This is a genomic window from uncultured Hymenobacter sp. (assembly GCF_964243305.1).
Classification (GTDB): Bacteria; Bacteroidota; Bacteroidia; order Cytophagales; family Hymenobacteraceae; genus Hymenobacter.
The window spans coordinates 42,903-57,496 of sequence record NZ_CAXTEF010000009.1; the positions used below are offsets into that span (position 1 = coordinate 42,903).

Below are 14,594 nucleotides of genomic sequence, written 5' to 3' on the forward strand. Positions count from 1 at the left end.
CCGTTTGAGTAGCTGGCCGACCTGCTTTTCCTACTTTGACGTGCTTTCCCTAGCTTTTCTGCTGACTATTTCTTGCATTCTTTCACCCTAAATCCCGGACCACCATGCCAAAACGCCTTCCAATTGTAGCCTCCGCCTACCCCCCCTCCCGGCCCGCGATGGCCGCCAGGTTGGCGCTCGTGTTGCTCGTGCTGCTGGGCCTGCTGACCGGCCGAGCAGCGCTGGCCCAAGGCATTCAGCCTACCCTCCCCCCCGGCTTCAGCGCCTCGCTGGTGGTCAACGGCTTCGTAAATCCCACGGCTTTCACCTTCGCGCCGGACGGCCGCATTTTCGCCGCCGAACAGGCCGGCAGGCTGCGCATAATCAAAAACGGCGTCTTGCTGCCCACCCCCTTCGTGAGCCTGACCGTGGACTCGAGGGGCGAGCGCGGGCTGGTCGGCGTCACCCTAGACCCCAATTTTTCGACCAATCGCTACGTCTATCTCTACTACACGCTGGCTAGCGGGGCCAACAACCGCATTGTGCGCTACACGGCGAGCGCGGCCAACGGCGACGTGGCTGACCTAAGCACCGGGCAGGTGATTCTCAACCTCGACCCGCTGGACCCCACCGCCACCAACCACAACGGCGGGGCCATGCACTTCGGGCCCGACGGCAAGCTCTACGTGGCCGTGGGCGAGAACGCCGGGGGCGAAATACCTTCCCAGGGCCTGGACACGTACATGGGCAAGCTGCTGCGCCTCAACCCCGACGGCTCGGTGCCAGCCGGCAACCCCTACGTAGGCAGCGGTCTGTCGGCCCAGCGCCAGCGCATCTGGAGCTACGGCCTGCGCAACCCCTACACCTTTGGCATCCAGCCCGGGACGGGCAAGATTTTTATCAACGATGTGGGGGGCGGCTCCTGGGAGGAAATCAACGACGCCAGCGTGGGCGGGCGCAACTTCGGCTGGCAGCACAGCGAGGGCTACAATAATCTGCGCCCCGGCGACACGGGCCCGCTGTATGCGTACTCGCACAATAACACCCTGCCTGTCAATCAAAACGGCTGCGCCATCACGGGCGGCACGTTCTTCAACCCGGCCAGCACCAACTACCCGGCCCAGTACCGAGGCAAGTATTTTTTCCAGGACCTGTGCAACAGCTGGATTAATTACCTCGACCCGGCCAGCAGCAGCCCGGCCCCGTTCCAGGGCTTTGCCACCAACCTGCCCTCACAGTCGCTGGGCCTGGAAACCGGGCCCGACGGCAACCTGTATTACCTGGCACGCTACCCGGCCGTGGCGCTCTACAAAATCGTGTACACGGCCGCCAGCAGCGCGCCGGTCGTTACCACCCACCCGCAGAGCGTCGCCGTCGCGCCGGGCGTAGCGGTCACCTTTTCGGTGGCGGCGACTGGCACGGCCCCGCTGAGCTACCAGTGGCAGAAAGATGGCGTAGACCTCCCCACCAACGCCACGGGCAGCAGCTATTCTATCCCTAGCCCCACAGTGGCCAACGCCGGCCAGTACCGCGTGGTAATCACCAACTCGGTCGGGTCGGTCACGAGCAACGCGGCTACCCTTACCATTACGGCCCCCAACACGGCGCCCACGGCCACCATTCTGACGCCGGCAGCCGGCACGACCTACGTGGCGGGCACCACGCTCACGTTCTCGGGCGATGCCACCGACCCCGAGCAAGGCGCCCTGCCGGCCAGTGCGTTTTCGTGGCAGCTTGATTTTTACCACGATACGCACGTGCACGACGGCACGCCGTTTAACCAAGGGGCCAAAACCGGCTCGTTCACGATTCCCATCGAGGAAAAGGCGGCCAACGTCCGGTATCGCCTCACCTTGACCGTGACCGACGCGGGCGGCTTGAAAGGCACGAGCTACGTCGAGATTTTTCCGCGCAATACCACTTTCACCCTGGCCACCAGCCCCGCCGGCTTGCAGCTGACGCTCGACAACGCCCCGCGCGCCACCCCGCTGGCCACGGTCGGCGTGGAAGGCATCCCCTTCACCATTGGGGCCCCCTCACCCCAGACCGTGAACGGCGTGACGTATGAGTTTGTGTCGTGGTCGGACGGCGGCGCCCAGAATCACGTAATCACCACGCCCACCGACGACGTGACTTACACGGCCACGTTCAAGGTCGTGGTGCCGCCCACCGGCGGGCAAGCCGTGACCTCGCTCACGCTCTTCAACGCCGACACCGACCTGCCCCTGGACGGCTACGACCCGCTACCCAGTGGCGCCACCCTCAACCTGGCCACCTTGCCCACCCGCAACCTGAACATCCGGGCCAACACCAACCCCGCCACGGTGGGCAGCGTGCGCTTCGCGTATGACGGCAATGCCAATTACAAGGTGGAAAGTCAGCCGCCCTACGCTATTGCCGGCGACAACGGCACCAGCAACGGGCGGCCCAACTACAACGCCTGGACGCCCACCGTGGGCAGCCACACGCTCACCGTGACGCCCTACACTGGCGGCGGCGGGGGCGGCACCGCCGGCACCCCAATCACGGTCACTTTCACGGTCACCAACGACGCGGGCACCGCGGGCCTGCGCACGCCCGAAAACCCGACCGGCACCGCTGCCGGCCTCGACTACGCTTACTACGAGGGCACCGGCTGGGGTTCCCTACCCCCCTTCGCCAGCCTGACGCCCGTCAAGACCGGCACCACGGCCGCCTTCGAGCTGACCTCACGTCAGCGCGACGACAACTTCGCCTTCCGCTACACCGGCTTCGTGACGGTGCCCGCCGATGGCGTCTACACCTTTTATACCAATTCCGACGACGGCTCCCGACTCGCCATCGGCTCGGCCGTGGTGGTGGACAACGATGGGCTGCACGGCAATCAGGAGAAGAGCGGCCAGATTGGCCTAAAAGCCGGTACCCACGCCCTGACGGTCACCTTCTTCGAGGCGGGCGGCGACCAGGTGCTGGGCGTGAGCTACGCCGGTCCCGGCCTGAGCAAGCGGGCGCTACTGGCCACCGCTTTGGCGCGCCTAGTGCCAGCCACCGGAGCCCGGACCACGGCGCTAGCCAGCACTACCCCGGCCGGCGCGACCCGGCCCGCGCTGGTCGTGCAGCTCTATCCCAACCCGGCCCGCGATGAAGTAACCCTGGTTCTCGAAGCCCTCGTGGCTCAGCCCGCCCAGGTAAACGTGTACGACGCGTTGGGCCAGCGCGTGGCCCGCTTCGAGCGGCCCGTCCAGGCCGGCCGTAATGAACTGCGCCTGCCGCTGCCGCAGCTCGCTAACGGGGTATATTCCGTGGCAGTGCAGCAGGGCGATGGCCGCAGTGTCCAGCGCCTGGTGGTGAATAAGTAAGTAGTATCAATTGCTGCTGTGCAGCCTGAGCTGCCGTGACCGGGCGGGTTGATTCAACCCGCCCGGTTTTACTATTGGTGCCGTTTTCATCGAGAGATGGTTTACCTGCCTAAACTACTAGGGAGTGTGAGCTAGTAACGCTGGAGAGTTCAGAAGTAACTTAGAGCCTATCCAAATAGGCAATTGTACCAGGTAATTCGGGCGCAGGCAAAATGGAGCATGGCCAGGTAATTTTCGGGCTTTTTAGCCCAGCGGGTGAGCAGGTGTCGGAAGCGGTTGAGCCAGGAATGCGTCCGTTCCACGACCCAGCGCCGGGCTTGCTGGCCGGCTTTTTTGGCCTGAACCTCTTCGCCTCGCGGCCGGATGTGAGCCGTGTAGCCCAACGTGTCGACCACTTCCCGCACCTGGTCGTAGTCGTAGCCGGCGTCCAGGCACAGGTGCTGGTCGTGGCCGGCCGCCCGATGGGCATAGCGGGCCGCTTCGGCGGCCGGGGGCAAGCTACGCAAGGTGACTTCCGTCAACTTCATGTCGTGCCGGTTGGCCCCCTCCAGCACCAGCCCCACCGGGATGCCCCGCGCTTCGGTCAGCAGGCTGCGCTTGACGCCGCCTTTGCCGCGGTCCGTGGGATTGGACCCGGTTTTTTCCCCCGCCCAGCGGCGCTTTGTGCAGCGAGCCGTCGAGGGCCATCCAGGCAAAATATCAGTCCTAGCAAGTCGTCGTAATCCTGCAAGGCCTCGTCCCAGAGACGGGCAAAAACGCCCGCCTGCACCCACTCCTGAAACCGACTGTGCGCCGTCGAACCCTTGCACAAACCTGTTGCATCCAGAGCTTTCCATTGGCAACCCGTGCGCAGCACAAAGAAAATGGCGTTCAGCACTTCTCGGTCGGCAATGCGCCGCCGGTGCCGGCCCAGCGGGTGAGGCTTGGCTACATGCATGGGAAGCAACGGCTCAAGCCGGGCCCATAAAGTGTCGGAAATGGTAAACTCTTGTACGGTAGCCATGAACCAAATTTAATCCCTATTTGGATACGCTCTTAGAGCCGGGGCTTCGAATAATCCGCTGCGCTAAACCAGAACGGGTAGCAGCCCCGCCCAGCCCGAGCCAGTGAATCTAGTCAGTTAACTGGCGTAATGCCGGAATTGGGCAGGGGCCGTAGGGGTGCTACCACGACTTCGACGGCCGTGCCGGGCGGCCACCCCACCTGGCCTAATACCAGCACCACGGTGCTTGAGTCGGGGCCCGGCAATAGGGCGGTCAGGGGCGTGACGACTCCAGCCAGCCCCGCCGGACCAGTTATTATCCGCAAGGAGTCGCCGGAACGGAGCCGGGCCGCGGCGGCCGTTGCCATCCGGATCCACACCGGGCCGCGAGGGGCGAGGCGCGCGTAGGGCGTCCCCGCTGCCAGATACTGACCAACTTTCACCCGCGCGTTGGTCAGGTCGCCCGCCACTGGGGCCGATGCGAAAACCGGCAGCGAGGAGGGGCCCGCGCCTACGGCTAACTTTAGCAGCACGGCGCCGCTTTTCACGGCTTGGCCTTCATTGAAATATACCCGCGTGACCCGGCCTCCAACGAGCGAGCGGACCACCTGGTAGGGCGCGGCCAGCACCGTACCGGCCAGCTGAGTCCCGGTCGGCGGCGCCGGCATCCGCAAGGCAACTGGTGAGGTGCTGGCTGGCTTGGAGTGCGGCCCTTCCTGGCCCAGCAGGAGTAAGCCGGGCAAGGCAAATTTGGTGATAAGTAAGGTGAGTTTCATGATACGAATAGTTTGAGCAGCGGCCCCGGCCAGCATGCTCTAGCATTGGCATAGGAGGCGCCGAACCGCTGGTTAGGGAGACGAATGGGGCGGGGGAATACCGCAGCGCAGCGGAGTAAAGGCCAGGGAGTAAACCAGCGGAGGCAGCGCTGCCGGACCAGACCGGGGGGGTAGGGAATGGTAGGCAAGCGCAAGCCAACGGCGTGGCCTGGCTGCCTGCACGCGGAAGCAGCCAGGCCGCTTTCGGTCAGATGAGCCGGTTAGCGCTACTCGCCAGTGGCTTGCACCAGGGCAGCCTCGGCAATGCGGTATTCCGCTTTGGCATCGACCAGCTCGGCGGCGGCCCGCTGGCTGATGGTTTGCGCTTCGAGCAAATCAACCAGCGAGAGCAGGCCGGCCCGGAAGCGGTTATCATTGAGGCGCAGGTTTTCCTGGGCCTGCGCCACCGTGAGGCGTTGCAGCTCGATGCGCCGGGCGGCCTGGTTGAGGCGCAGCAGGTCGCGGCTGACTTCCAACTCCACTTGCTGGCGGGCCTCTGCCAGGTCGGCCTGGCTGGCCTGGGCCTGGTAGCGCCGCTGGGTTTCGAGCAGCCGGTTTTCCTTCCAGTGCACCAGCGGCAAGTTGACGCTCAGCAGGGCATAGGTGGGCGTGTAGTTTCTATCGGGCAGCAGGAAGCCGGGCTGCTGCCGCAAATACAGGGCATTGACGCTGGCATTGACCTGCGGCCGGCGGGCGCTGCGCGCGATGTCGATTTGCAGCGAATCTGCCTGATTCGTCAGGGCGAGCTGGCGTAGGTCGGGCCGCTGGGCGAGGGCCCGCGCCGCGTAGTCGGCGGGGCTGACGGCGGCAAATTCGCCCTCAATGGATTCGGTCAGGCGCAGCGAGTCACCAGCGGGGCGGCCGATAAGCTGGCGCAGCTCCAGCTGGCTGAGGAACTGCTCGTCGCGGGTGCGCAGCAGCAATACCTCGGCATCACGCAGCTGCACCTGGGCGCGAAGCAAATCGGCCTTGTAGCCCAGGCCGGCCTTGAACTTGTTGTCGAGGTCACGCACCAGGGCTTGCAGCTGGGCGCGGTTGCGCCCGGCCAGCGTTACCTGGTCGCGCAGGGCCACGGTGCGCCAATACATCTGGTCGGTTTCGGCCACGAGCTGCTGCCGGGTGGCGCGCACGTCCTCGGCCGCGGCCCGCGCCGTGACGCCCGCACTGGCTAGCTGGGCCCGGAGGCGCCCCCCGGAATACACCGGCTGATTTATCCCTACCCCCGCCGTCACGCCCTGCGTGTTCAGGGTGCTGCCCAAGCCGCGCACGTAATAGCCGGTGCTGCTGAAATCCAGCTTGGGCAAGCGGTTCGTTTTGGCCGCGTCGCGGCCCGCTTCGGCCGCCTGCTGCCGGCGGCCCGACGCGGTAAGGCGCTGGTTCTGGCTTAGGGCCAGGGCCCGGCATTCGGCCAGGGAGAGCGGCGCGGCATTGGGCGGCGCGAGGGGGGTAGGGGCGGGCAAGGTCTGGGCATCGAGGCCCGGAGCAAGTAGCCCCAGGCCCACACAAAACAATAATTTCATCAATGAAAAGACTAGTTAGTGGCCAGCGCCAAGGCGGGCTGGTCGTGGTCTTGAGGTTCGGCTTCCGCCGGTTTGGGCTGGCCTTTCTGCGACTGGTAGTAGAGCACCGGCACCACGAACAGGGTCATTATCATGGCCACCATAATGCCGAAGGCAATGACGCTGCTCAGCGGCGACCAGAGCGGCGACTTGCTCAGTATCATCGGAATCACGCCCACGGCGGCGGCTGAGGAAGTCAGGAAAATGGGCCGCATCCGGCGGTGGGCCGAAGCAATGGCCGCGTCCCTGACGCTGTAGCCGTGCTCGCGCACCAACTCATCAGCGTAGTCCACCAGGATGATGCCGTTGCGTACCACGATGCCCAGCAGGCTGTTGATGCCCAGAAAGGCCGTCATGCCCAGCGGGTTATCCGTCAGCCACAGGCCAAACATGGCCCCCGGCAAGCTCAGAAAGAACGTGGACAGCACAATAAGGGCGCGGCCCACGTGGCGGAATTGCAGCAGCAGCGTCAGGAAAATGAGCAGAAAGCTCAGGCCCAGCGCCAGGTTGGTGTTGGGCGCCGCGTCGCGGCCCGATTCGTCGTCGCCCCCGTATTCGAGGTGCGTACCGGCGGGCAGCTTCAACGCGTCGAGCTGCGGCTTCACGTCGCCCAGAATTTGGGCCGCTACCCGGCCGAAATCCGTGTCGCTGCTCACCGTGAGGGTGCGCAGGCCGTTGCGGCGCACGATGTTGCTCAGGTGCCAGGCCGGCACCACGTCGGCCACCTGGCGCAGCGGCACCTTGGTGTTGTAGGCCGTCGTCACATACACCTGGCTCACGTCGCTCAGGTTCTGGCGGTTGCGCTCGTCGAGGCGCAGCACGATATCCAGGGGTTTGTCGCCTTCCCAGAGCGTCGAGACGGGGTATCCTTTGAGGCTGCCGCCGAGGGTCTGGCCCACGGCTTCCTTGCTCACGCCCAGCCGGTCGGCCTCGTCCTGCTTCACTTGCACGGCCACGCCCAGGTAGGGGTTGCGCCAGTCGTCGCGCACGAAGTGGGTGTTGGCGGTGCCGGCAAAAATCTGCGCCACTTGCTGGCCCACTGCGCGCAGGTCGGTAGCGTCGTCGCTCACCACGCGCACTTCCAGCGGGGCTTTCGTCTCCTTCCAGCTCAGGCGGCGCACCCGCACCGAGCCCTCGGGCACTAATTGTTGCAGCGAGTGGGTGTATTCCTTCGCCAGCTCCACGGTGGCTTCGCCATCGACGGTGTTAATGAATACCTGGGCGTAGTTTTCGGCCGGGGCTTCGGGAGCGTAGCTCGAATAAAAGCGCGGCGAACCCGTCCCGATAAAACTCACCACCTGGCTAATGCGCTTATCGCCCTTGATGGCGGCCGTCACGCGGTCCACGGCCTTTTCGGTCTGGGCCACGGGCGTGCCTTCGGGCAGCCACAGCTCCAGGTTGAACTGGTCGCGCTCGGAGTAGGGCAGGTACTCAAACTTGACTTGCGAGCCAAACACGCCAGCGAAAGCCAGCGACGAAAAGCCCAGCGTCAAGACCAGTTTGGGGTGGGCAAAGCTCCAGTCCACGGCCCGGTTGAAGCGCCCCTGCACCCGGTCAAGCACCGAAGGTTTGGCATCCGGCGCATCCGCCTTTTTGCTGTGCAAGCCCTTGCGAATCGAGAAATAGCACAAATACGGCGTGAGCAGCATCGACACCAGAAACGACGAGACCAGCGCCACCGACACCGTGGCCGGAATGTGCATCGAAAACTCCCGCGTCAGGCCCGTATACACGATGGCCGAGGGCAAAAAGGCGAAGATGATGGTGGCCGTGGCCGCCAACACCGGCACGAACAGGGCCGTGGCCGAGCGCCAAGCGGCTTCCCAGCGGTCCATGCCCTCGTCGAGCTTTTCCACATAATTATCCACTACCACAATGGCGTCGTCCACCACCATGCCCAGCACAATCACCAGCGCCGCCAGCGACACCTGGTGAATCTCCATGCCCAGCATATGCAGCACGGCAAACGTGATGAGAATGGACAGCGGGCAGGCAATGGCCGAAATCAGGGCAATGCGGAGGGGTAGGAGCAGCATGACCACCGCAATCACCGAGGCCACGGCAATGCTCAACTCCAGGAAAAAATCCTTCAGCTTGTGGTCCACCACCCGCGGCTGGCTTACGATTTCCTGCACCTTCACGCCGGCCGGAAACCTGGCTTCTACTTCTTTGATGCGCGCATTCAGTTGGTCGCCGAACCAGACCATGTTATTGCCCGGCTGCATTTCCACGGTCAGCATCACGGCCGATTGGCCGTCAATTTTGATGCGCGAGGTCAATTCTTCGTCGCGTCGTTCGAGCTTCGCCACGTCGCGCAGCCGCACCTGGCTGCCCGAGGTCGGGTCGGTGTACACGAGTTGGTTGGCCAGCGCCTCCTGCGAGCGGTAGAGCCCCTCGGTAAAGACCGGCACGCGGGCATCGGGCAGGGCCAGCTCGCCGGAGTAGCGCACGTTGTTCTGGCGCTGCAACACCTGCCCAATCAGCCCGAAGTCGAGCCCGTATTGGCGCAGCTGGTCCGCCGAAGTCGTTACGTACACCTGCTCGCGTTGCTCGCCGTAGCGCCGAATCTTCGACACCTGCGGCAGGGTCTTGATGGCGTCTTCCAGCTGGTCGAGGTACTCCTTGAGGTCGGCGTAGCTGCGGTCTTTCGCTGTCACGGCCAGCATTAGCGCCGCCACATCCCCGAACTCCCCATTGACGAACGGGCCCTGCACAGCCGCCGGCAACTGCTGCTTGCTGGAATTCAGGCCGTCCTGGAGCTTGGCCCAGAACTTATCGGTGTCCGTCACCCAGTCCTGGAGCTGCACGTTCACCACCACGGCCCCGGCCTTGGTCGTGGAGTAGGTTTTCTCCTTGCGCACTTCCTTGTAGCTAAAGAGCTGCTGCTCCAGCTTCTTGGTTACCTGGTTTTCCACTTCCAGCTCGCTGGCGCCGGGGTAGGCCGCCAGCACCAGCCCCTGCCGGATGGTGATGCGCGGGTCTTCCATGCGCGGCATACTGTAAATGGCCCAGATGCCCGCCAGCGCCAGCATAATGGTGATGCCAAACGTGACCTGCTTGTATTTCATGGCCGCTTCAATCAGGTTGATGCGGCGCGGCGGCTTTTTATTTTCCATATTCGGCAAAGGATAATTATCTGAGGAATGCGAAGTCGGGTATTGGGTGACTTCGAAGCAAGTGAGGGGGGTAGGGCGGGTTATTGCAGGATGCGAATGGCCTGCCCGTCGTGCAGGCGCTGCTGCCCGGCCACGATGAGCTGCTCGTTGGCGGCCAGGCCCTGGCTCACCACCACCTGGCTGCCCTGCACGGCCCCCAGCACCACGCGGCGGCGGCGGGCCGTTTTGCTCGCGGCATCGGCCACGTACACCACGCTGGCGCCGTCGGCTTCCTGCACCACCAGCTGCGGCGCCACCGCCACCACCGGGGCCGCGTGCCCGGCCGGCAGCGGAATGCGCAGGCTGGCCAGCATCCCCGGCAGCAGGTGCAGGCTGGGGTTGGGCAGCAGCACCTTGAGGTAGAAGCTGCGCGAGGTAGGGTCGGCCACCGGGTTAATCACCTGCACCGTGCCCCGGAACTCGCGGCCCAGCGCCGGCACCCGCACCCGCACGGCCGTGCCGCGGCTCATGCGGCCAATCTCCGCTTCCGGCACCACCGCCCGCGCAAACACCTGCTCGGTCTTGATGAGGCTGAAGGCCGGCGCGCCGGGCATGGCCGCTACGCCGGGCTCCACCAGCTTGGCGGAGATGAGGCCCGCAAAGGGGGCCCGCAAATGTGTGTCGGCCAGATGCTTGCGGGCTACACGGGCGTTGGCTTCGGCCCGCAGCAAGCCGGCATTAGCTTGCACCAGCTCCCGCTCCGTCAGGCTCTCTGATTTGAACAACTGCTGCGAGCGGCGCGCTTGGTCGCGCGCCTCCTGCAAGGAGGCATCGGCCCCTGCCAGCAGCCCGGCATATTCTTCCGGGTTCAGCTCGGCCAGCAGTTGCCCGGCCCGCACCTGGTCGCCCTCGCGCACCAGCACCCGGCGCACCGAGCCGGCCACGTTAAAAGCCAGGTTAGCCGTGTTTTCGGCCTCGATGGTGCCGCTGTAGGTCTGGTCCTGCGCACCGGTCGTCGTGCCCACGGCCTGCACTTGCACGGCCACCGCCTCGGGACCTTTAGGCAGGCTGGCTGCCGCCGCCATAGTCGATTTGTCAGCAGCCTTGGAGCACGCGCTGGCGCCCAGAAGTAGCGCAAACCCTAGCCACCGGCCAGGTTGTTGGGAAAGAAGCATGGGGGTAGGGATTAAAAATGAAGGCCTATGAATCTTGCTCATAAAATGACTAATAGTCCGGCAAGGGGAAAAAAGAGGCGCTGCGCTACCCACTGGCCGGACTACAGACCAAGTGGAAATTAGCAGATTTTTGATTATTATTCATAAAGTGACTATCGGTCCAAAAAGTTTGAGAAAATGAGAAGAAGGTCAGCTTTTCTCAAACGTCCATGAATTAGCGGCTATTTCGGGGCTTGGATGCCACTCGCCAGGGTAGACAAGAAGGTTTCGAACAGCTCATCCAGGCTGATGTGGTGGTCCTGCACCAAGTGATGGCCTTTGCTGACCACAAACTGCATAATGCCGCAAGAGGTAGCCCAAATCGTGCTGGCGACCAAGTTCGTTTTCAGGTCAGTGCGTAGCGAACCATCCTGCTTGCCCAGCTCAATCAGCTCCATTACCAGAACGTTGATAGCCTTGGTTGTCTCGTACACCGCAGCCGCATCGGTACTCGTGAACGGTGATTCGAAGAAAGCAATGAACCCAAAATACACTGGGTTAGCCGCCACGAAGGCATAATAAGTGCGCGTAAGCCGCAGGATTTTTTCCAGGCCGCTGCCGGCTCCCGCCACCGCTTTCAGGTATTGCTGATGGACTTCCCGCACGGCTTGCTCGTTGATAGCCAGCAGAATATCCTCTTTGCTGCGGTAATGGCGGTATAAGGTGCCCTTGCCCAACTCCGCCTCGGTGGCAATGTCATCCATAGTAGCCACTACCAGACCCTTCTCCAAAAAGACCTTCTTGGCCGCCGCCAGAATGGACTCCTCGCGATAAACCTTCTCGCGTTGCTTACGTTCTTGAACTCCCATCTAATAATCTAGTCATTTTATGACTGCTGGTCCAAAGGTACAAGTTTTTCAACATTTTGGTTCTGATTCCGCTAATTCAAAACGGAGTTCAGGTCAGTGGATAATTGGTTCTCCCTTTCTGAAAAGGAGAGGGGGTAGGGATGAGGCAAAATGTTAGAATGACCTACACACTGACTTGGGAACCGTTCTAATCAGCTACTAGATTGGCCGCCGCACGCATCAACCGTTGCAGTAGAATAGCAAAAAAACGCCAAGCACGATGTACTAAGCGGAAGCACCCCATTGGCATACAAGTGACTGGTAAGTCTTTTGACGGCTTACATCATACCAAATGCCTCTTACGGGCTTAGAAATTAAGCCGCATTTTCCTAGGCACCCCGGTTATTTGAAAATTCAACAGCTTTATTTACAGCGTTATATAAAAATAAAGGTCGCTCAGTTGCTAAAAATTTGGGTGAAGTGTAACCTTTTTCACCTGGTTTCGGTAATAGGGCCACACTTGCTGACATGAGTGTCAAACACTGATGACAGTCCCAACTATAGAAACCGATATTGAACTGCGGATTCGCCAGGCGGCGATGAAAGTTTTTCTTGAGAAGGGCCATTCCGCGACCAGCATGAAGGCTATTGCGGACGAGGCCGGCATTAAGCGGACCCTTTTGCACTACTATTTCCGCAATAAGGAGAAGCTTTATGACGTGGTGTTCAGCCAGGTCATGCGCCAGGTAAATGAGCGGACCAGCGCCATCAACCGTTCGGGCTTGCCTATTGGCGAGCGGATTGAAGCCTTCATTGACGACTATTTTGAAGGCTCCGCCGAGGGCGACCACTGCGAAGCGTTTTTCCTTCACGAATACAACCAGAATCCCGAGCATATGAAGCAGGCGCTCAGTCGCGACGGGTTTTTCAGTGCCGTGGCCGAGTTTATTGAGGCCCTGGACGCGGCCCATGCCCGGGGGGAGCTAGGCTATAACGCACGGCAGCTTTTTCTTGATATTCTCTCGCTGTGCATGTTCCCATTTTCAGGTCAGCGAATGGTTGCCGATACGCTGGGCCTGAGCGAAACGGAATACGCCGCCTTACTGCTTGAGCGCAAAACGCACGTAAAGAAATTGTTGAGAAATGGCCTCCGGGGCTAATTTTTTTACTACTACTTTGACACTACTGACAGGATTATAAGTACGGCCTGCTGGGTGCCGACCTAGCCCCTTGTTTTCCTACCCCCGCCCTGAGCGGTGTGGCCTGGTCAGGTTAATTCCTCTCCCCAATCGACTGCCTTAATTACCCATTTTTGTTTCCTTTTTTCAACCAAACTTTTTTCACTCATGCCCAATACCGCGCACCTCAATTCCACCATCGAAGCGCTCAGCAAAGGCTTAGCTCAGGCCAAAGGCGGCGCCAGCCGTAGCATCACCAGCTGGGCCGACACCCTGAAGGGCGACGCCAAGCTCGCTGGCATTGCCGACGAACTGCACAAGTTGCACGACCTGCTCAGCAGCGACCAGATTGATTCGGCCAGCCTGAAAAAATCCTTGAGCACGCTCGGTCAGCACACGACCAAAGCAGCCGCTGCCGCCGAAGGCGCTACGGCCGACAAAATCAAGGAGCTGGGCCAACTGCTCACTACGGCGGCTGATCAGCTGAAATAACCTTCGCGGTTGTACTGGATTGTCGGTTGTCAGCTGGCGTTTTTGACGCCAACTAACAACCGACAATTTCTTTTGCAGCGAGGGCTGGCAGCCTGATGAGCTTATGCCAGCTCTGGAGAATGGGGAGACCAGACCGGCACCATCGAAGCTGGCCTCAATTCCGTCAAATTTCACCGTGCCATCGAACAACGCGCGCGTGCGGTCATACTCGTGGCAGCCGATTTTAAGACGACTTCCTAAACAGCTTCATTGTTAAATAGAGCATCGAACAAAAGCAGCCAGCCCCGCTCAGCGCCGAATGCCGGCGCACAGCCGCTTCCAGTTGCCGGAGGCGATTTTCTCCTGGTCAGCTGCACTCAGGTCCGCCTCTTCGAGGAAGCGGCGGCAACCGCCCGGTGCGACGGGGACAAACGAATAGTCGGTCGAGAACATAATGCGCTCAACTCCCACCAACTCAATCGCTCAGTGCAGGGAATATGACTCAGCAGGCCGCTGGGGGTAGGGAACACATCGCGGCGGAAATAGTCGGAAAACGGCCGGGCCAGCTTCGCCTCCTGGGCCAACGCGTCGAGCTTGTCCAGGTAAAACAATACGACCTTGCCCAGTGGCCCACAATTATCTGGAGGTCGGGAAGGCGGTTGAAGACCCCGCCCAGAATCAGACGCAGGAGCTGCACGCCGGCTTCGTAGTACCAGCCAATGTCGTGGGTGGCAAAGGCGGCGTCCAACTCGTCGTTGAACCCGCTGTAATAAGCTGCCCGCACCGCCGGCAGCGGCGACTGCGGGTGCAGGTAGAGTGGCGCGTACAAGGCCGCCGCTTCGGAGATAGGCCAGAAGTCGGGGTGGTCGAGGTTGCGCTCGCAGGTGCGGCCGAACACCAGCGCGCCGTTCAGGCCCAGCTTCGTGACGGCCCGCTCCAGCTCACGCGCGGCGGCGGCCGGAACGGGGGTGGCCAGCGTCGTGAGGCCCTGCCGGTGGTCGGGGTAGGCCCGCACCACTTCGGCGAGTAGGTCGTTGGCGGCGGTCTGGAGCGCCACAGCCCGGTCGGGGGCCAGGTTTTGCAGGCCCGGCGCGGTGAGGGACAGCACTTGCACGTCGAGCCCGGCGTGCTACATCGCGGCGAAGCGCCCGGCCCCTAATTCGGCCAGGCGGCGC

The 14,594-nt window shown here is 62.3% G+C and carries 10 protein-coding genes and 1 pseudogene; 3 read left to right on the forward strand and 8 right to left on the reverse strand.

Features of this window, described 5'->3' with window-relative positions:
* Positions 1 to 104: 104 nt before the first annotated feature.
* Entirely contained in the window at positions 105 to 3,317 is a 3,213-nt protein-coding gene (locus ACFE70_RS07740; RefSeq protein ID WP_375417157.1) for a PQQ-dependent sugar dehydrogenase, read from the forward strand.
* A gap of 167 nt (positions 3,318 to 3,484) precedes the next feature.
* Here the strand turns inward: ACFE70_RS07740 and ACFE70_RS07745 are convergent.
* The 6 genes and pseudogenes from ACFE70_RS07745 to ACFE70_RS07770 all read right to left on the reverse strand — a co-directional run bounded on the left by ACFE70_RS07745 (position 3,485) and on the right by ACFE70_RS07770 (position 11,791).
* Positions 3,485 to 4,320 (reverse strand): annotated as a pseudogene (locus tag ACFE70_RS07745) (IS5 family transposase).
* A 113-nt stretch (positions 4,321 to 4,433) separates the two neighbouring features.
* The gene (locus ACFE70_RS07750; protein ID WP_375417158.1) at positions 4,434 to 5,075 is read right to left on the reverse strand and encodes a hypothetical protein; all 642 of its coding nucleotides are present in this window, start codon (positions 5,073 to 5,075) and stop codon (positions 4,434 to 4,436) included.
* A gap of 266 nt (positions 5,076 to 5,341) precedes the next feature.
* Positions 5,342 to 6,634 (reverse strand): TolC family protein, encoded by a 1,293-nt coding sequence (locus ACFE70_RS07755; RefSeq protein ID WP_375417159.1) that lies wholly within the window; start codon positions 6,632 to 6,634, stop codon positions 5,342 to 5,344.
* Positions 6,635 to 6,645: 11 nt separating this feature from the next.
* Entirely contained in the window at positions 6,646 to 9,789 is a 3,144-nt protein-coding gene (locus ACFE70_RS07760; protein ID WP_375417160.1) for an efflux RND transporter permease subunit, read from the reverse strand.
* A gap of 80 nt (positions 9,790 to 9,869) precedes the next feature.
* The gene (locus tag ACFE70_RS07765; protein WP_375417161.1) at positions 9,870 to 10,943 is read right to left on the reverse strand and encodes an efflux RND transporter periplasmic adaptor subunit; all 1,074 of its coding nucleotides are present in this window, start codon (positions 10,941 to 10,943) and stop codon (positions 9,870 to 9,872) included.
* 221 nt (positions 10,944 to 11,164) lie between these two features.
* Positions 11,165 to 11,791, reverse strand: coding sequence for a TetR/AcrR family transcriptional regulator (locus ACFE70_RS07770; RefSeq protein ID WP_375417162.1), 627 nt, complete (start codon positions 11,789 to 11,791; stop codon positions 11,165 to 11,167).
* Positions 11,792 to 12,315: 524 nt separating this feature from the next.
* Here ACFE70_RS07770 and ACFE70_RS07775 point away from each other — a divergent pair.
* Both ACFE70_RS07775 and ACFE70_RS07780 read left to right on the forward strand, forming a co-directional pair.
* Positions 12,316 to 12,930, forward strand: a complete 615-nt coding sequence (locus ACFE70_RS07775) for a TetR/AcrR family transcriptional regulator (protein ID WP_375417163.1) — start codon at positions 12,316 to 12,318, stop codon at positions 12,928 to 12,930.
* A gap of 186 nt (positions 12,931 to 13,116) precedes the next feature.
* Positions 13,117 to 13,440, forward strand: a complete 324-nt coding sequence (locus ACFE70_RS07780; RefSeq protein ID WP_375417164.1) for a hypothetical protein — start codon at positions 13,117 to 13,119, stop codon at positions 13,438 to 13,440.
* Positions 13,441 to 13,728: 288 nt separating this feature from the next.
* Here ACFE70_RS07780 and ACFE70_RS07785 read toward each other — a convergent pair whose 3' ends face one another.
* Together ACFE70_RS07785 and ACFE70_RS07790 are read right to left on the reverse strand one after the other, a co-directional pair.
* Entirely contained in the window at positions 13,729 to 13,872 is a 144-nt protein-coding gene (locus tag ACFE70_RS07785) for a hypothetical protein (protein ID WP_375417165.1), read from the reverse strand.
* A 49-nt stretch (positions 13,873 to 13,921) separates the two neighbouring features.
* Positions 13,922 to 14,533: an amidohydrolase family protein gene (locus ACFE70_RS07790; protein WP_375417166.1), complete on the reverse strand. Its 612-nt coding sequence runs from the start codon at positions 14,531 to 14,533 to the stop codon at positions 13,922 to 13,924.
* Positions 14,534 to 14,594 lie beyond the last annotated feature (61 nt).

What these genes read in the sequence shown, in the direction of transcription:
- ACFE70_RS07740 (WP_375417157.1), top strand. Translation starts at nt 105, where the DNA reads ATGCCAAAACGCCTTCCAATTGTAGCCTCCGCCTACCCCCCCTCCCGG.
- ACFE70_RS07750 (WP_375417158.1), bottom strand. Translation starts at nt 5,075, where the DNA reads ATGAAACTCACCTTACTTATCACCAAATTTGCCTTGCCCGGCTTACTC.
- ACFE70_RS07755 (WP_375417159.1), bottom strand. Translation starts at nt 6,634, where the DNA reads ATGAAATTATTGTTTTGTGTGGGCCTGGGGCTACTTGCTCCGGGCCTC.
- ACFE70_RS07760 (WP_375417160.1), bottom strand. Translation starts at nt 9,789, where the DNA reads ATGGAAAATAAAAAGCCGCCGCGCCGCATCAACCTGATTGAAGCGGCC.
- ACFE70_RS07765 (WP_375417161.1), bottom strand. Translation starts at nt 10,943, where the DNA reads ATGCTTCTTTCCCAACAACCTGGCCGGTGGCTAGGGTTTGCGCTACTT.
- ACFE70_RS07770 (WP_375417162.1), bottom strand. Translation starts at nt 11,791, where the DNA reads ATGGGAGTTCAAGAACGTAAGCAACGCGAGAAGGTTTATCGCGAGGAG.
- ACFE70_RS07775 (WP_375417163.1), top strand. Translation starts at nt 12,316, where the DNA reads ATGACAGTCCCAACTATAGAAACCGATATTGAACTGCGGATTCGCCAG.
- ACFE70_RS07780 (WP_375417164.1), top strand. Translation starts at nt 13,117, where the DNA reads ATGCCCAATACCGCGCACCTCAATTCCACCATCGAAGCGCTCAGCAAA.
- ACFE70_RS07785 (WP_375417165.1), bottom strand. Translation starts at nt 13,872, where the DNA reads ATGTTCTCGACCGACTATTCGTTTGTCCCCGTCGCACCGGGCGGTTGC.